The 16,873-nt window shown below is 72.2% G+C and carries 15 protein-coding genes and 1 pseudogene; 12 read left to right on the top strand and 4 right to left on the bottom strand.

Translation table 11 applies throughout. From position 1 onward, the window contains the following. Positions 1-62 precede the first annotated feature (62 nt). The 4 genes from cysD to FL583_RS25110 are packed head-to-tail and all read left to right on the top strand — an operon-like array spanning position 63 to position 4,050. Positions 63-995: a sulfate adenylyltransferase subunit CysD gene (gene cysD / locus FL583_RS25095; protein WP_142707277.1), complete on the top strand. Its 933-nt coding sequence runs from the start codon at positions 63-65 to the stop codon at positions 993-995. Continuing rightward, on the top strand, positions 995-2,233 hold the full coding sequence (locus tag FL583_RS25100) for a sulfate adenylyltransferase subunit 1 (RefSeq protein WP_142707278.1): 1,239 nt from the start codon (positions 995-997) through the stop codon (positions 2,231-2,233). Before cysD ends, FL583_RS25100 begins: the two co-directional genes overlap by 1 nt. Further along, positions 2,230-3,171: a sulfotransferase family protein gene (locus tag FL583_RS25105; protein WP_142707279.1), complete on the top strand. Its 942-nt coding sequence runs from the start codon at positions 2,230-2,232 to the stop codon at positions 3,169-3,171. Before FL583_RS25100 ends, FL583_RS25105 begins: the two co-directional genes overlap by 4 nt. 3 nt (positions 3,172-3,174) lie before the next feature. Then, positions 3,175-4,050: a glycoside hydrolase family protein gene (locus FL583_RS25110; protein WP_142707280.1), complete on the top strand. Its 876-nt coding sequence runs from the start codon at positions 3,175-3,177 to the stop codon at positions 4,048-4,050. Here the strand turns inward: FL583_RS25110 and FL583_RS25115 are convergent. Both FL583_RS25115 and FL583_RS25120 read right to left on the bottom strand, forming a co-directional pair. Beyond that, complete coding sequence (locus FL583_RS25115) at positions 4,047-4,367, bottom strand: hypothetical protein (RefSeq protein ID WP_142707281.1); 321 nt, start codon at positions 4,365-4,367, stop codon at positions 4,047-4,049. The two genes, FL583_RS25110 and FL583_RS25115, sit on opposite strands and share 4 nt — an antisense overlap. Positions 4,368-4,384: 17 nt before the next feature. Further along, positions 4,385-5,752 carry an FAD-binding oxidoreductase gene (locus tag FL583_RS25120; RefSeq protein ID WP_142707282.1) on the bottom strand — a complete coding sequence of 456 codons (1,368 nt, stop codon included), beginning with the start codon at positions 5,750-5,752 and terminating at the stop codon, positions 4,385-4,387. 138 nt (positions 5,753-5,890) lie between these two features. Here FL583_RS25120 and FL583_RS25125 point away from each other — a divergent pair, with 138 nt between their 5' ends. Then, positions 5,891-6,319, top strand: coding sequence for a GNAT family N-acetyltransferase (locus FL583_RS25125; RefSeq protein ID WP_142707283.1), 429 nt, complete (start codon positions 5,891-5,893; stop codon positions 6,317-6,319). A 12-nt stretch (positions 6,320-6,331) separates the two neighbouring features. Next, the gene (locus FL583_RS25130; RefSeq protein WP_142707284.1) at positions 6,332-9,709 is read left to right on the top strand and encodes an ATP-binding protein; all 3,378 of its coding nucleotides are present in this window, start codon (positions 6,332-6,334) and stop codon (positions 9,707-9,709) included. Positions 9,710-10,050: 341 nt separating this feature from the next. On the opposite strand, the gene FL583_RS25135 is transcribed toward FL583_RS25130, so the two are convergent. Next, positions 10,051-10,650, bottom strand: coding sequence for a hypothetical protein (locus tag FL583_RS25135; RefSeq protein ID WP_142707285.1), 600 nt, complete (start codon positions 10,648-10,650; stop codon positions 10,051-10,053). A 230-nt stretch (positions 10,651-10,880) separates the two neighbouring features. On the opposite strand from FL583_RS25135, the gene FL583_RS25140 reads away from it, so the two are divergent. Together FL583_RS25140 and FL583_RS25145 are read left to right on the top strand one after the other, a co-directional pair. Further along, the gene (locus FL583_RS25140) at positions 10,881-12,044 is read left to right on the top strand and encodes a sensor histidine kinase (protein WP_142707286.1); all 1,164 of its coding nucleotides are present in this window, start codon (positions 10,881-10,883) and stop codon (positions 12,042-12,044) included. Beyond that, positions 12,041-12,715 (top strand): response regulator, encoded by a 675-nt coding sequence (locus FL583_RS25145; protein WP_142707287.1) that lies wholly within the window; start codon positions 12,041-12,043, stop codon positions 12,713-12,715. The genes FL583_RS25140 and FL583_RS25145 overlap by 4 nt, the downstream gene beginning before the upstream one ends. A 16-nt stretch (positions 12,716-12,731) precedes the next feature. Here FL583_RS25145 and FL583_RS25150 read toward each other — a convergent pair whose 3' ends face one another. Further along, positions 12,732-13,892 carry an FAD-dependent monooxygenase gene (locus tag FL583_RS25150; RefSeq protein ID WP_170323858.1) on the bottom strand — a complete coding sequence of 387 codons (1,161 nt, stop codon included), beginning with the start codon at positions 13,890-13,892 and terminating at the stop codon, positions 12,732-12,734. Positions 13,893-14,044: 152 nt separating this feature from the next. On the opposite strand from FL583_RS25150, the gene FL583_RS25155 reads away from it, so the two are divergent. The 4 genes and pseudogenes from FL583_RS25155 (at position 14,045) to FL583_RS25170 (ending at position 16,765) form a co-directional block, all read left to right on the top strand. Continuing rightward, positions 14,045-14,845, top strand: a complete 801-nt coding sequence (locus tag FL583_RS25155) for a DNA-formamidopyrimidine glycosylase family protein (protein ID WP_205752435.1) — start codon at positions 14,045-14,047, stop codon at positions 14,843-14,845. Continuing rightward, entirely contained in the window at positions 14,845-15,087 is a 243-nt protein-coding gene (locus FL583_RS25160) for a DUF3253 domain-containing protein (RefSeq protein WP_142707289.1), read from the top strand. The genes FL583_RS25155 and FL583_RS25160 overlap by 1 nt, the downstream gene beginning before the upstream one ends. An 80-nt stretch (positions 15,088-15,167) precedes the next feature. After that, complete coding sequence (locus FL583_RS25165; RefSeq protein ID WP_142707290.1) at positions 15,168-15,725, top strand: hypothetical protein; 558 nt, start codon at positions 15,168-15,170, stop codon at positions 15,723-15,725. A 417-nt stretch (positions 15,726-16,142) separates the two neighbouring features. Then, positions 16,143-16,765, top strand: a pseudogene (locus FL583_RS25170) (leucine zipper domain-containing protein). Positions 16,766-16,873: the final 108 nt, after the last annotated feature.

Below are 16,873 nucleotides of genomic sequence, written 5' to 3' on the forward strand. Positions count from 1 at the left end.
ATTCCCTATCCAATCGGTGGGATCGATGTGACATCCCGCTAGGGGCGGGTAACAATGAGCCCATGGGGACACGCGTCGCCGGGCTGATCCCGGACCACACCGCCCCCGGCGCCCTGGACCTGCTCGAGGCCGAGGCCATCCACGTGCTCCGCGAGGCCGCGGGGCAGTTCGACCGGGCCGCGCTGCTGTTCAGCGGCGGTAAGGACTCCGCGGTCCTGCTGCACGTCGCCACCCGGGCGTTCGCCGGTGCGCCGCTGCCGTTCCCGCTGCTGCACGTCGACACCGGCCACAACTTCGCCGAGGTGCTCCAGTTCCGCGACCGGCGGGTCGCCGAGACCGGCGCGCGGCTGGAGGTCGCGCACGTCGAGGAGACGATCGCGGCCGGCCGGGTGCCCGACGTCGCCGCCGGCCAGTCGCGCAACGCGCTGCAGAGCCGCACGCTGCTCGACGCGATCGAGCAGCACCGGTTCGACGCGCTGATCGGCGGCGGCCGCCGCGACGAAGAGAAGGCCAGGGCCAAGGAGCGGGTGTTCTCGCTCCGCGACACGTTCGGCGGCTGGGACCCGCACCGCCAGCGGCCCGAGCTCTGGCGCCTCTACAACGGCGTGCATCAGCCGGGCGAGAACGTCCGCGTCTTTCCGCTCTCCAACTGGACCGAGCTCGACGTCTGGCGCTACATCGCCCGCGAGCGGCTGCCGCTCCCGGCCCTCTACTACGCCCACGACCGGGACGTCGTCGAGCGCGACGGGATGCTGCTCGCGATCACCGAGTGGTCGTCGGACGCCGACCGGGCGGCCGCGTCGACCAGGCGCGTCCGGTACCGCACGGTCGGCGACGCGATCAGCACCGGCGCGGTCGAGAGCAACGCCACCGACGCGGACGCCGTCCTGACCGAGGTGACGCTGGCCGAGCAGTCCGAGCGCGGCGCGACCCGGGCCGACGACCGCACCAGCGACGCCGCCATGGAGGACCGCAAGCGGGAGGGCTACTTCTGATGGGGGTCACCGGTCTTCTCCGTGTCGCGACCGCCGGCTCGGTCGACGACGGCAAGAGCACACTGGTCGGGCGGCTGCTCTACGACGGCAAGGCGGTGCTGGCCGACACCCTGCAGGCGGTGTCCTCGGCCAGCCGGGCCCGCGGCTCCGAACTCGACCTCTCGCTGCTGGTCGACGGCCTGCGCAGCGAGCGCGAGCAGGGCATCACGATCGACGTCGCCCACCGCTACCTCTCGACGCCGGCCCGGGACGTGATCCTGATCGACTGCCCGGGTCACGTCGAGTACACCCGCAACACGGTCACCGGCATGTCGTCGGCCGACGTAGCGCTGCTGCTCGTCGACGTCCGCAACGGGTTGGTGGAGCAGACGCGGCGGCACGCGGCCGTGGCCGCGCTGCTGCGGGTGCCGCACCTGATCCTGGCCGTGAACAAGATCGACCTCACCGGCTACGACCAGACCGCGTTCGCGCAGGTCGTGACCGACGCCGAGGCCTACGCGAAGGAAGTCGGGATCGCGCGGGTCACCGCGGTGCCGGTCAGCGCCAAAGCCGGAGACAACGTGTCGGTTCCGTCGCCGAGCACCCCCTGGTACGAGGGGCCGACGCTGCTGCACCTGCTGGCCTCGGTCGAGGTACCGGTCCGGGCCGGGGCGCCGCTACGGCTTCCGGTGCAGTGGGTCGCGCCCGGCCGCCGGTACACCGGGACGGTCGCCTCCGGCGTCCTGCGCCCCGGTGACGACGTCGTCGTCCAGCCGTCCGGACGCCGGACCCGGGTGCGGACGCTCGAGGACGCCGACGGAGAGCTGGACGCCGCCGGCGAGGGGGCGGCCGCGGCCGTCACGCTCGCCGACGACCTGCACGTCGGCCGGGGCGAGCTGATCGCGGCCGCCGACGCGCCGGCCGACGTCGTCCGGGAGTTCGTCGCCGACCTGGCGATCCTCGGTGAGCGCCCGGTGCGGGCGGGTGACCGGGTGCTGGTCCGGCACACCGGCCGGGTGGTCCGCGGGCTGGTCCGCGAGGTCACCGACACGGTCGACATCGACACCGGACGCCGCCGCCCGGCCGACCGGCTGGAGACCAACGACATCGGCCGGGTGACGATCGCGGTCGCCGAGCCGCTGGCCGTCGACCCCTACGGCCTCGACCGGACCACGGGAGCAGCGCTGCTCCTGGCCGAACGCACCGGTGACGCGATCGCCGCCGCGCTGGTGCGCCGACCGGAGCAGGGAGACCGATGACGCTGCCCGATTTCCTGGTCATCGGCGTCCCCAAGGCGGGGACGACCGCCCTGCACGCCGCGCTGGTGCACCACCCCGAGCTGTACCTCTCGGCGGTGAAGGAGCCGAAGTACTTCCTGTCCGACGGGCCGCCGCCGGCCCGGGGCGGCCCCGGAGACGCCCAGACCTACCAGGAGCACGTCTGGCGGCGCGCGGACTACGAGGCGCTGTTCGCCCCGGCCCCGCCGGGCACCCGCACCGGTGAGGCCACCCCGTTCTACCTCTACGACCTCGACGCCCAGGCCCGGATCGCCCGCACGATCCCCGACGCCAAGCTGATCGTCGTGCTGCGCAACCCGGTCGATCGCGCGCACTCGAACTGGTACCACCTGTGGGCGGCCGGCCTGGAGTCCGAACGCGACTTCGTCACCGCCTGCGAGGCCGAACCGGCCCGGAAGGCGGCCGGCTGGGCGCACTTCTGGCACTACCTCGGCCAGGGACGCTACGGCGAACAGCTCCGGCATCTCTTCACGCTGTTCGACCGCGAGCAGGTGCTGCTGATGCGCTACCGCGACCTGCGGGACACGCCGGTCGAGGCACTCGATCGGGTCTGCGCGTTCCTCGGCGTGCGCACCGGGGTGCTGACCGCGGTGCCGTCGTCGAACGTCACGCCGTACGTGCCGGACACTCCCGTCAACGCGGTTCTTCGGACCGCTCTACGCACCGGGGGCCGGTTCGGGCAGCACTTCCCGGTGCCGCTGCGGCTGGCCGCCCGGGGCCCGCTGCTCACCGTGCTGCACCGGCAGAAGGGGCACCGGCCGCGCCTCATGCCGGCCGAGCGCGCGACGATCACCCCGTACTTCACCGAGGACATCGAGTTACTGGAGAAAGTGACCGGCGAGTCGTACCAGGACTGGCTGGACCTCGAGAACCCACCGCCGGCACACCGAAGGAGATAGCGCGTGATACCTCGCTGGGATGGAGCGACCGTCGTCGTCGAACCCCCGGACAGCCGCACCGGTTCCTGGGCCGGGGCCCCGAGCGCGGTCCTCGTCGACGGCACGTTCTACCTGGCGTACCGGCTGCGGCTGCCGATCGGCGCGGGACGCGGCTACGTGAACGTCATCGCCCGCTCCGGCGACGGGGTGAACTTCGAGCCGGTGGCCGAGGTCCGCCGGGAGGAGTTCGACTCGGACTCGCTCGAGCGTCCGGCCCTGCTCCGGGCGCCGGACGGACGCTGGCGGCTCTACGTGAGCGTGGCGACGCCGGGCACCAAGCACTGGCGGGTCGTCCTGCTGGAGGCCGACACCCCGGAGAAGCTGCCGCTGGCCGCGCCGCGGACCGTCCTGCCCGGGAACGAGACGACCGGCGTCAAGGATCCGGTGGTCGTGCACGCGGCCGGGCGGTGGCACCTCTGGGCGTCGGTCCACCCGCTGGAGTCCGACGAGCACGCCGACCGGATGACGACCGAGTACGCGACGAGCCCGGACGGCGTCGAGTGGACCTGGCAGGGCACGGCGCTGGCCGGGCGTCCGGGCGAGTGGGACGCGCGCGGGGTGCGGTTCTCGTCGGTCGTGGTGACCGGGTCGGACGCGGTGGCCCTCTACGACGGCCGGGCCACCGCCGAGGAGAACTGGGAGGAGGCCACCGGCCGCGCGATCGGCACGCTCGGCCCGGACGGCCTGTTCTCGGCGTTCACCGCCGACCCGCGACCGCCGACGCGCTCCCCGTTCGCGCCCGGCGGCCTGCGGTACGTCTCGGTGATCCCCGGCGTCCGGGTCTACTACGAGGGGACGCGCGCCGACGGCGCGCACGAACTCCGGACCGAGCCGCTCTAGTTCGCGGAGATCTCGACGACGACGTTGTCGGCGGTGATCGACTGCACGCTGACGTTGAAGCCGTCGGACTGGGCGTCCTGGCCGACCGGCACCGTCACCTGCTGACCGGCCACCTCGACGGTGGCCTGGCTGTTCTGGACGTTCACCAGCTTGGCCTCGACGCCCAGCACCGAGACGCTGGCGTCGACCCCGCGGTCGAACGTGATCGTGCACGAGTTGAGGTTGCAGTTGGTCTGCGAGTTCTCTCCGCCGCAGCCGGCGAGGAGGCCGACGGCGAGCACGGCGGCGGTGGCAAGGGCGGCCAGGTGTCTGGTCATGTACCCAGGGTAAGAAGTCAGCTCAACACCGGGTGGTTGCTGCGGACAACACCGAACGGGTCCCGTTCCTGCTTGATCGCCCGGAGGCGGGCCAGCACGTCCGGCGGGAACGCGGCCACCGGGCTCTCCTCCGATCCGAGGAACGTGAAGAAGATCCGCCCGCTGGCGTGCGGGGCCAGCGCCTGCGCCATCAGCCCGTGGTGCGTCTCGATCTGCTCGGCCATCCCCGGCCCCATCGGCATGCCGATCGCGTTCAGGCTGAACCTCTCCTCGAGGTGCCCGACCGCGCCTCCGGTCCCGGTGGGGCGGGCCAGCGCGCCGCCGAGGTGACGCAGCTGCACCGACGTCAGCGGTGACCCGCTGTGCGGGCCGGCCAGGCCGAGCAGCGTGTCGGCGGCGTCGTCGGTGAGCTCGGGCAGCAGCGCCGCGTACTCCATCGCCGGCACCGGGTCGAGCGGCTCGGCGGCGACCGAGCCCAGGTCCGCGACCTGCAGCGTCCCGACCGTGTCGAGCAGCGTCCCCGGCACCTTCAGCAGCGGCGCCAGCAACTCGCGGCCGCTGATCAGCCCGCCCAGGTAGGTCGCGTCCACCGCCACCATCGCGCGCCCGCGCAGGAACTCCGGCAGCTCGGGGATCGCCGGGAAGCGCAGCAGCGTGTACCAGAGGCTCAGCTCCTCCGGCGCCATCGCGACCGTCTCCCGGTACGCCTCCAGCACCTCGGCGGCCCGCTCGACCGGCCAGAGCAGCCGTCCGCCGTACAGCAGGGGCGCCGGGTACAGGTCGAACTCCAGCTCGGTGACCAGCGCGAAGTCGCCGCCGCCACCACGCAGCGCCCAGAACAGCTCCGGGTCGCTCGCGGCGTCGATGCGGTAGCGCTCGCCGGTGGCGTCCACGACCTCGGCCGACCGGACCGCGTTGGCGGCGAAGCCGTACTTGCGGCCGAACCACGACAGCCCGCCACCCAGCGTGAAACCGACGACGCTCGGGCCGGTGGAGCTGCCGGCCAGGCCGGTCAGCCCGTGCGCCCCGGCGCGGCCGAGCACGTCGGCCCAGCCGGCCCCGGCGGCGACGCGGGCCGTCCGCGCGACCGGATCGATCTCGGCCGTGCGTAAGGCCCCGGTGCGGAGCAGGATCGTGTCGCGCAGCGCGGTGGTGGCGCCGTGGCCGACCGGCTGCGCGGCGACCGAGAGCCCGTTCCGGGCCGCGTACCGCACGGTGGCGGCCACGTCGGCCGCGTCGGAAGCGAGAACGACCGCCCGCACCTCCTGCTGCACGCGCAGGTTCCACGGACGCCGGGCCACGTCCCACCCGGAGTCGCCCGGGGTGAGCACCTGCCCGCGGACCATGCGGTTCAGGTCGGTACCGACGGCGTCGGTGGTGATCATCGTTCTTCCCTCACTGCTCGTTGTTCGACAACGAAACAGTGGGTCAAGCGGCTTGGCGCCGACTTGATCCGCGCTTGGGGACGGAAATCCTAGTGGGATCCAAGTCGCGCCCAAGGCCGCCTCGCGATCCTCTGGATCGTGACGGCGGACATGGTGGTGCTGCGGATCTCGCCCCCGGCCGCGCCGGACCCGGCGACGGACCTCCTGCGCCGGTGCGCGCTCGACGCTCCCGACGGGCCGCGGTTCCTGCTGGTCGACGTCGCCGGTGAGGATCCGCACCGGGCCCTGGCGGCCGCGGTCGTGCTCGCCGTGCGTCCGGGCCGGGCCCGGTTGGTCGCCCTCGCGGTCGACCCGGATTTCCGCCGCCGCGGTCTGGCCACCCGCCTCATGTCGGACGTCCGGCGAAGCCTGAATGGGGCCGGAACGGTGCTCGAGCTCTGTATCGAGGCCGATGGGCGATTGACGAACATCCTGCACGGACTCGGCTTTGCGGAGGATCCCGGGCCGGAGAACGCCGATTACGCTGCCGACACTGGGGGGCGTCGCTGGGTGTCCCGAGACACCTGAAGCGGGGGGCCCGTGCTGGACTTTCGCTTACTCGGCCCCCTGGTGGTGCTGGACGGGCACGGGCAGCCGATCGAGATCGGGCCCCGCAAGGAGCGCGCGATCCTCGCGATGCTGCTCATCACGCCGGGCGAGGTGCTGCCGCTCGACCGCCTGATCGACCAGCTCTGGGCCGACGAGCCGCCGTCGAGCGCCACCGGCACGCTGCAGGCCTACATCTCCCAGCTCCGCCGGACGCTGGAGCCCGACCGGGCTCCGCGGACTCCGCCCCGTACGCTGCTGACCCGCGAGCCGGGGTATCTGCTCGACGTCGACCCCGCGCAGGTGGATCTCGTCCGCTTCACGCGTGACGTGGACGCCGGGCGGCAGGCGCTCCGGGCGGGGGACCCGGCCGCGGCCGACGCGCATTTCCGGGCGTCGGTGACGCATTGGCGCGGGTCGGCGCTGCAGGACTTCTCCGACCTGGCGTTCGCCCAGCCGACGATCACCCGGATGCACGACCTGCACCTCGAGTCGCACGAGTTGCAGATCGAAGCCTGGCTCGCGCTGGGGCGTCACACCGAGGCGGTGCTGAAGCTCGAGCAGATCGTCGAGCGGCACCGGTTCCGGGAGCGGTTCTGGGCGTTGCTGGCGCTGGCGCTGTACCGGGGCGGCCGTCAGGCCGACGCGCTGGGCGCGCTCCAGCGGGTCCGGGGGGTGCTGGCGGACGAGCTGGGGCTGGATCCGGGGCCTGAACTCCGCGAGATCGAGTCGAAGATCCTCCGCCAGGACCGATCCCTCGACGTGGTTCCGCCCCCCGGCCCGGCCCCGATCCCGGCCCCGGCCGAGGCGTTGGCTCCGTTTCCCACTCAGCCGCACCCGAGCCGGCCGGCGGCGGAGGCGCGGCCCACCGTCCCGGCGCTACCGGGAGCCGCCGCCGCGCCGCTGATCGCCCGGGACTTCCAGCTCGGCTGGATCACCAACCGGCTCCGGGAGCTCCCGCGAGGCCGAGGCGGAGTCGTCCTGCTCACCGGCGAGGCCGGCATCGGCAAGACCCGGCTGGCCCGGGCGGCCGCCGACGCCGCCACCGACCTGGGCTTCGGCGTCGCCTGGGGCCGCTGCGTCGAGAGCAGCGCCTCACCGGCCTTCTGGCCCTGGCTCCAGGTCCTCGAGGCCTCGTCCCCCGCTTCGGACTCGGCGCTGAGCCTCCTCACCGGAAAGACACCGGCCACCGACCCGGATCCCGACGCGGCCCGCTTCCAGCTCCACGCCGACGTCGCCAACGCCCTGCTCGCCCACGACGCCCCGGCCCTCATCGTCATCGAGGACCTGCACTGGGCCGACGCCTCGTCGCTGGAGCTCCTCGCGTTCGTCGCCGGTGAGCTCCACCGCTCCCCCACGCTCATCCTGGTCACGCTCCGCCAGGAAGCCGGCGACCACGCCGAGGCCCTCCACCACACGCTCGGCGACGTCGCCCGCCAGCCCGGCGTCGAGCGGATCGGCGTCCACCCGTTCACCGCCGAGGACACCGAGCTGTACCTCGCCGCCCACCACGTCGAGGCCACCCCGGAGCTGGCCCGCACCCTCCACGACCGCACCGGCGGCAACCCGTTCTACCTGGGCGAACTCCTCCGGCTGCTGAGCAGCGAGCACCCGGCCGCCCTGGCCGGGAGCGAGGCCGTCACCTCGGCGGTCCCGGCCGGCGTCCGCGAGGTGATCGACCGCCGGGTCGCCCGGCTCCCCCAGGACACCCAGGCGCTCCTGCGCGCCGCCGCGGTCGGTGGCCGCGACATCGACGTCGACGTCCTCCAGCTCGTGCTGGAGCTCGACGACGAACGCGTGCTCACGCTGCTCGAACCGGCCGTGGCCAGCGGCCTGGTCGAAGAGCTGCCGGACGGCTGGGACTACCGGTTCTCGCACGCGCTCGTCCGGGACGCGCTCTACGTCGGGCTCAGCCGTCTGCAGCGCGCCCGGCTGCACCGCCGGGTCGGCGAGGCGCTGGAGACCCGCGACGGCAACCCGGCCGAGCTCGCCCACCACTTCGGCCTGGCCGCCCGCGTCGGCAGCAGCGCGAAGGCCGTCGACTACGCGGTGAAGGCGGCCCACCAGGCCGCGGCCCAGCGGGCCCACCCGGAGGCGGTCGAGTTCTGGGAGCTCGCGCTGGCCGCACTCGACCAGAACTCGCCGGTCAGCCGGCGCGACCTGCTGATCGAACTCGGCCGCGCCCGCCGCAACTGCAGCGACACCGAGGGCGCGCGCGAGGCGCTCGACGAGGCCGTCCAGCTGGCGCTGGCCGACGGCGACGAGCGGACCGTCGTCGAGGCGGTGACGGTGTTCGGCGGGGTGACCGCCTGGAACTGGCGTCCGTATGGCGTCGTCGACGACCGCATGGTGCAGATCCTCCGCGATCGGGTCGACGCTCCGGGCCTGACCGACGCGCAGCGGGCCGCGATGCTGGGGACGCTGGGCGTCGAGCTCTACTACGGACCGCAGCGAGCCGAAGGCGAGCGGCACGCGGCCCGGGCCGTCGAGCTGGCCCGGCCGTTGAACGACCCGGCGCTGCTCGGGCAGACGCTGAACAACTTCTACATCGCGGCCTGGGTGCCGGAGCGGGAGGCCGACCGCACCAGGGCCACCACCGAGGCCATCGGGCTGGCCGGCCTGCCGAGGCCGCACGAGCTGGTCGCCCGCATCCACCGCATGGGCAACCTCATGCGCGCCGGCGACCTGGCCGGTTTCGACGGAGACCTGGCCCGAGCCCGGGAGCTGGTCGGCGAGGTCAACCGCCCGGAGCTCGACGGCGTGCTGAGGTTCGCCGAGGCGACCCGCACCATGCTCTCCGGACGCTACGAGGAGGGCGAACGGCTCTCGGCCGAGGCGCTGGAGTTCCACCATCGCACCAGCCTCTGGGGCGGTGAGCTGCCGCACCTGGTGCAGCTGTTCACCAGCCGCCGGGCCCAGGGCCGATCGGGCGAGGCGCTCGAGCAGCTCCTCGAGTACGCGGGCAAGCCCGCGTTCGAGGTCCTGCGCCCGGCGACCATCCTGTCGGCCGTGGAGGCCGGCGACGAGGTCTACGCGCGCCGCCTGGTGGGCCGCTGGGGGACGACGATCAAGTCGAACTGGGCGACGGATTTCCTGCTGGTGCAGTGGGCGCTGGTGGGGGCGCAATTAGGGACGCCCGACCCGGAGGCGGTGCTGGCGGAGCTGATGCCGTACGCGGGGTGGCTGGCGACGCTGGGGACGTCGGGCACGTGCTGGGGATCGACGCATCACCACGTTGCGGCGGTGCTGGGCGCGTTGGGCCGCATGGAGGAGGCGAGGGCGCATGCTGTGAAGGCGTTGAGCGCGCACCGGGCGCTGGGGTTCCCGACGTTGGCGCAGCGTACGGAGGCGTTGGTGGCGCAACTCAGGTAGTTGCTCAGCGATCGGCTTCCGGCGGGCGCTGGAGGCGGTACTCGACCTCCAGCCCGAGGACCATCCGGTCTAATTCATCAACTTTACGGCGCATTTCATCGACGATCAGCTGGAGTTCCCGCCGCTGGCTGCGCCGAGCGGGTCGGCCGTCCGGCGGCGGGCTCTCCGCCGCGCTCGCTATTCGCTGGTAGTGATTCCCCACGTCGTCGAAGTAGCGCCGAAGACGCTGCGTTCTTTCCCACCGCTCGGTGGGACCGGTGCCGATCCACCCGGCCAGGGGCCGCATCCGGTCGGCCAGAAACTGGCTCTGGTGACACCGATGGCGGCCGTCCGGGCTGTTCTCAGGCCGCGACCGGGGCCGGGTCGTGGGTCCGAGCCACCCGCAGCCCGATCACGAACAGGGCGGCATAGGCCAGGAAGTCGCTGAGCAGAGCGAATTGCGAGGGCAGGACGAACGAGCCGAACGGCGAGGCGATCAACAGCACCCCGACCCACCACGCGAATACCTTGGCCCTGATCACGGCGACGCCCAGGCCGATCAGACCGATCAGCATGAGCACCAGGGCGACGCCCTCGAACACCCCCCACCCGGGCACGCTGGTCGGGATCCCGCCGTGGTGCAGCACGTAGGGTTTGACGAAGGCCTCCAAGCAACCCTCGCAGATGTTCAGCATCACGAGGGCCGCGTAGAGGCCGACGTAACCGATCAGCGTCAGCCGTGCGGCCCGGCGACCCTGGGCGATCAGGACGGCCGGTAAGCCGAGCACGATGAGCAGGTCACCGGCGAGCGCGATGCCGTACAGCGGTGTCCACAGCGGATCGTCGTACCGGGCGTCGCCGGAGCCACCGACGAACAGGAGCCCGGCCAGGTAGCCGAGGCTGGCCACGGCACTCCCCACGAGCAGGGTGAGGCCGGCCAGACGAGCGCGGTCGAGGGGCATGGGATCCTCCGAACTCGGTCACCGCGGCCCTGACTGGCGCGGCGCTGACCAAAGGTTGGTGCTCGACCGTGGACCAAGGCGTCCAGCGCGAGGCATGCACCCGAGAGCCGGAGGTCGGGTCAGAACGTCGTCGACGTGCGACCTGAGAAGGGCGACCATGCTCCTCAGGTACGACGCCCTGAGTAGGGACCAGCGGTTACCGTCGGCCTCCGAGCCGACGAGGGGGGCCGATGCCGAGCTACTTACGCCACGACGTCGCCCTTGCTGCGATCGTCACCGCCTTCGCCCAGCTGGATCTGCGGCTGAACCTCGACAACTCGCAGCATTACGGCTCGCAGCTGGTCTCCGCGCTGGTGACCCTGGTGATCACCGGCGTGCTGGTCTTCCGGCGCCGCGCCCCGGTCGCAACGGCAGTCACGGTCGCGGTCGCGGTGGCCGGGCCGGAGCTGTTCACGCAGCTGACGTTCCAGCTCTGGGGCGACTTCCTGCCGATCCTGATCGCCGCCTACTCGGTGGCCCGCTACGCGGACCGGAAGGGCGCGCTGATCGGCGCCGGCGCCGCCGCGCTGGCCCTGGCCGTGTGCATGCTGCGGCTTCCCGCGCTGCGCACGGTGGAGAACCTGCCGTTCGCGATCGTCCCCTACCTCGTGTCGGTCGTGGCCGGACGTGGGATCAGACACCGGCAACGTCAACATGACGCCGAGCGGGGGCGGGCCGAACGGCTGGCGGCCGAACGCGAGGAGTCGATCCGGGCGGCGCTGGCCGAAGAGCGCGGCCGGATCGCTCGCGAGTTGCACGACATCGTCGCGCACTGCGTCAGCGTGATGGTCGTGCAGGCCGGCGCGGCGGAGGATCTCCTCGACCGCGACCCGGAGGCCGCGCGGGCGCCGTTGCGTTCGGTGCAGGAGACCGGCCGTGACGCCGTCGGCGAGCTGAGCCGGATGTTGGGCCTGCTCCGCCGCGCTGACCTGGGGATGGCCGCGACCCTGGCCCCGCAACCAGGCATCGCGGAGCTGTCCGCGCTGGTCGAGCAGGTCCGTGCGGCGGGCCTGCCGGTTCAGATGACCGTCGACGGAGAGCCGCGCCCGTTGCCGCCCGGCGTCGAACTGACCGCCTACCGGGTCGTCCAGGAGGCGCTGACCAACACGTTGAAGCACGGCGGACCGGCCCGCGCCTCGGTTGCGGTGTGCTACGCCGACGAAACGCTGACGATCGAGGTGATCGACACGGGCAGGTCCGGCTCGACCGGCTCCGAACCGGTGGTCGGGACCGGGCACGGGCTGCTGGGCATGCGCGAACGAGTTGGCCTCTACGACGGTGAACTGACGGCCGGCCCGCGCTCCGAGGGCGGCTTCGGAGTCAAGGTGGAGCTACCCCTGGAGGCGGCGCGATGATCCGCGTGCTGCTGGTGGACGACCAGGCGCTGGTCCGAGGCGGCTTCCGCTCGATCCTCGCCGGTCAGGACGACATCGTCGTGGTGGGCGAGGCAGCCGACGGCGCGGAGGCGATCGAGCAGGCGCTGCTCACCTCCCCGGACGTCGTCGTGATGGACATCCGAATGCCCCGGTTGGATGGCATCGAGGCCACCCGGCGGCTGTTCAGCGATGCCCGCTTGACCGCCCATGTGCTCATGCTCACCACGTTTGACCTGGACGAGTACGTCTACGCGGCGCTCCGCGCGGGAGCCAGCGGCTTCCTGCTCAAGAGCGCGCCACCGCGGGAGTTGGCCGGCGCGATCCGGACCGTCGCGGCCGGCGACTCGCTGCTCGCCCCGGAGATCACCCGACGGATGATCGAGGAGTACGTGCGCCGGCCGCGTCCCGGCACCCGCCCGGACGTCGAGCGGGCCCTGGATCGGCTGACTTCGCGCGAGCGGGAGGTGCTCGGCCTGATCGCCGGCGGCCGCTCCAACGCGGAGATCGCGGCGGTGCTGTTCCTCAGCGAGCCGACCGTCAAGACGCACGTCACCCGGATTCTGGCGAAACTGGGCCTGCGCGACCGGGTGCAAGCCGTGGTCTTCGCCTACGAGTGCGGCCTCGTCCGCCCCGGCTCAGAAACCTGCTAGCGGTGTCCGTCGTCGGTCAGGCGTAGTCGGGGAGTTCGAGGCCATTGATCGCTCGGTCGATCAGGTCCATGTCCCACTCCTCCGGGCCGAGCGCGTCCGAGCGGGAGACGTCGAGACTGCGGGCGTGCAGCCGCCCGATCTCCTGGTTGGCCTCGACGAACGGGCGCATCCGCTGTTCGTAGGCGGCGAACCCCTTCTCCGCGTCCCACCCGGCGGCGGCCAGCTCCCCGGCCAGCAGATAGGCCCCCACCAGCGCCAGCCCGGTCCCCGCCCCCGACAACGGCGACGAACAGAACGCCGCGTCGCCGAGCAGGCCGACCCGGCCCGACGACCAGCGATCCATCACCACCTGGGCGACCTGGTCCAGATAGAAGTCCGGGGTGTCGTCCAAGTGCGCGAGGATCCGCGGAGCCAGCCAGCCCAGCCCGGCCGTCTGATCGCGCAGCAGACGCTTCTGCGCCGGGACGTCCCGATAGTCGATCTCGCTGGCGTCGGAGAGGAACGAGAACATCGCCATCGCGCGGGTGGCGTCCTGGATCGGCCGCAGGCCGGCCGACCGGCCGGTCTCGGCCTCCTGGTAGTCGATCAGCCAGCGGTCCAGCCCGAACTCGTTGGGCACCGTGTAGAACGCCATCATGCGGCCCAGATGGCGGACGAACCGCTCCCGCGGCCCGAAGACCATCGCCCGCAGCGAGGAGTGCAGCCCGTCGGCCCCGATGACCAGGTCGAAGCGGCGGCGGTCGCCGCCGGCCAGAACCACGTCGACCCCGTCGGCGTCCTGACCGAGCTCGGCGATCCGGTCACCGAAGACGTATTCGACGCCGTCGTGGGTGTCCTCGTACAGCACCCGGGACAGGTCCCCGCGCAGGATCTCGATCTCGGCGATGAAGCCGTCGCCGCCGTCGTCGTCCGCGCGGAAGGTCTCCAGCACCTGTCCGTCCGCGTCGACGATGTAGGCCCCCGCGGTGTCGGTGCGGGCCGCGCGGACGGCCTCGTCCAGGCCCATCCGCCGGACGACCTCCCGGGCCACCCCGCGCGCGTCCACCGCTTGCCCACCCGGACGCAGTTCGGGCGCCCGCTCCACCACCGTCACGTCGGCGCCGCGTCGGCGTAGCCAGTGGGCCAGGGCCGGCCCGGCAATGCTCGCCCCGGCCACCAACACCCGTGCGTTACTCATGACGCTCCCGCTCCGCCGACCGAGCCACCCGGCCGATCGTACGGTCCGGCCGACGGGTTTCTCAGCCGTCCCGCGGGGCAACGACTAGCGCGTGAGTTCGAACCCCGCCGCGCAGCGCGAAGGCTGACGAGCCGGTGCCCGAGGGAGACACCGTGTTCCTGCTCGCGCGCCGCCTGAACGACCGGCTGCGCGGCCAGCTCGTGCAACGCTCGGACTTCCGCGTACCCCGCCACGCCACCGCCGACCTGCGCGGCGCCACGCTGCTGGCCACCGACACCCACGGCAAACACTTGCTGACCAGGTTCGACGACCCCCGCAGCGGGCCGCTCACCCTGCACACCCACCTGCGGATGGACGGTTCCTGGACGGTGCTCGGCCCGGGTAAGCGACTGCCCCGCCGGCTCCTGCCGGACGTCCGGATCCTCTTGGACTTCGCCGACGGCCGCAGCGCGGCCGGTCTCAAGCTTCCCGTCGTCGAACTGGTGAAGACGGCCGACGAGGGACGGCTGACCGCTCACCTCGGCCCCGACCCGCTGCGCGACGACTGGGACCGCGACCTGGCGATCGCCCGGCTGACCGCGGACGCGGACCGGCCGGTCAGCGCCACGCTGCTCGACCAGACGCGGATGGCCGGCCTGGGCAACCTCTGGGTCAACGAGGTGTGTTACCTGCGCGGGATCTCGCCCTGGACCCCGATACGGAACGTCGACGTGCCCGCGCTGGTCGACCTGGCCACCCGGCTGCTGCGGTTCTCGGTCAGCACGCCGGGCGCCACCCAGGTCACGACCGGCGACCCGCGGCCCGGGAACTCCCACTGGGTCTCCGGACGGGCCGGGCGTCCGTGCCGGCGCTGTGGCACCCGGATCGAGGTGGTGGCCGAGGTCAGCGGTGACCCCGAACGCCGGCGTACCTGGTGGTGCCCGCGCTGCCAGCCCGGACCCGGGCCCGGCTGATGACGCGAATCGAGGCGGCCATCATCGACCTGCTGGCCCAGCGCGCTCCGGAGGCGACGATCTGTCCCTCCGAAGTCGCCCGGCAACTGGGCGGCAAGGACTGGCGGCCGATGATGGAACCGGTGCGCGCCGCCGCCCGGCGTCTGGTCGCGGCCGGGGAGGTCGAGATCACCCAGTCCGGCGAGGTGGTCGACCCGGAAACGGCCAAGGGCCCGATTCGGATTCGTCGCACTCAGAGCTAGATGACCAACACGTTCGGTTCGTCACGCGGTGGATGGGTATCTCCACGAAGGAATCGTCCGCAGCAGCGAAGGGTCATTCGATGGCCGCTCCCGACCTCCGCTCGCTCTTCCGCTCCGGCCCGGCGCGAACGGCGGCGATCATCGTCGTGCTGGTCGTGGCGATGCTGCTCGTCCGCGGGGCCACCAAGGACGACGACACCGGCTCGGCGTCCGGAACCGCGCAACCGTTGGCGCCGGCCCAGGGGGCCGGCGACCGGCCGGTGGACGGCGACGGGCAGGTGACGATCGGCTCCACCGTCATCGTGCCCCACCCGGCCGACGACGGCGGCGACCTGCGTTCCTACCGTGGCCAGCAGGCCGAGGGCCAGCAGGTGCTGGTGCTCTCGGTGCCGGCCGACGAGGGCTTCTGGGTGGGCAGCGGCCCGCTCGACCGGATCTGGGTGCAGATGTCCGGCCCGGGCGAGTCCGGCTTCGTCGTCCAGTCGGGTCAGCACGTCAGCTTCACCGGCACCGTCGTCGAACACGACCGCGGGTTCGCCGACCGGGTCGGCGTCAACATGCTCGAGGGGGCCGCCCGGCTGACCTCGGAGGGCGCCCACCTGGAGGTCCCCCGCTCGACCGTCGTCCTGGCTGGGTGAGCGCCCCGGCCGCGCTCGCCAGCTTCCTAGCCGGCAAAGCCCTCTGCCGGCGGCCGGTCTTCGGACACGACCCAGTCCGGCCGCTTACGCGGCCGGCCGCTGGTCCGGACGGCGGGACTTGCCCCAGCGAACGGTCTCGCGAGGCCGGGAGATCAAAGCGTGTGCGGCCGGCGCCCCCGCTATCGCGAGGCCCATCCACGGCATCCCGGCGGCCGCGCCGCCGTAGACGCGAATCCGCACCTTTAGATCGACGTCATTTCGCGCGGCTGCTGCTCCGCCAGCAACGGCACTAGATGTGCTGTCCAAGGACATTGGCACAGTTGTGACGACACGCTGTAGGTGGTGATGGACGGCGAGGGTCTCCTGGTCGTGGAGTGGAGCTGCTGAGAACCAGTTCCACGAAACCGGGAGGCCTTCGTGTCCCACGCTAATGCCGCACTGACTCCTCGCGCACGCCTGAAACTCGGTCGGCTGGTCGTCGAGGAGGGATGGTCGGTGGCGCGGGCAGCCGAGTATTTCCGAGTCGCCTGGCGCACGGCGAAACGCTGGGCCGATCGCTAGGCAGCTATCGGCGAGGCCGGAATGCAGGACCGGTCCTCACGGCCGCATCGCAGTCCCTCGCGCACTCCGCTGCCTGTAATCGTGCATCTCCGCTGGAAACAGCGTCTGTCCCCAGTAGCGATCGGCGCCCGGCTCGGGATGCCGGCCTCCACGGTCCACGCCGTGCTGACCCGCTGCCGGCTGCATCGGCTCTGGCACCTCGACCGCGTCACCGATGAGCCGATTCGCCGCTACGAACACGACCGGCCCGGCGCGTTGATCCACGTCGATGTGAAGAAGTCGATGTGAAGAAACTCGGCAACATTCCCGACGGCGGCGGCCACCGCTATCTGGGCCGCCAGCTCTACACCTCAGAAAACGACCGCCGCAAAGCACTACCGTCCTGGCTGCACCACTACAACCAACACCGACCCCACTCCGCGATCTCAGGCCGACCACCCATCACTCGGTTGACCAACCTGCCTGGACAGCACAACTAGAGCCAGCGCCAATATGCCGAAGGTCGCGGATAACGCGAGCAACCACAGCGACGTCGCCCTCGCCCATGCGGGATGAAGATCTCGATTGCTGGTAGCAATCCAACCGAG

The organism is Cryptosporangium phraense (genome assembly GCF_006912135.1).
GTDB classification, from domain to species: Bacteria; Actinomycetota; Actinomycetes; order Mycobacteriales; family Cryptosporangiaceae; genus Cryptosporangium; species Cryptosporangium phraense.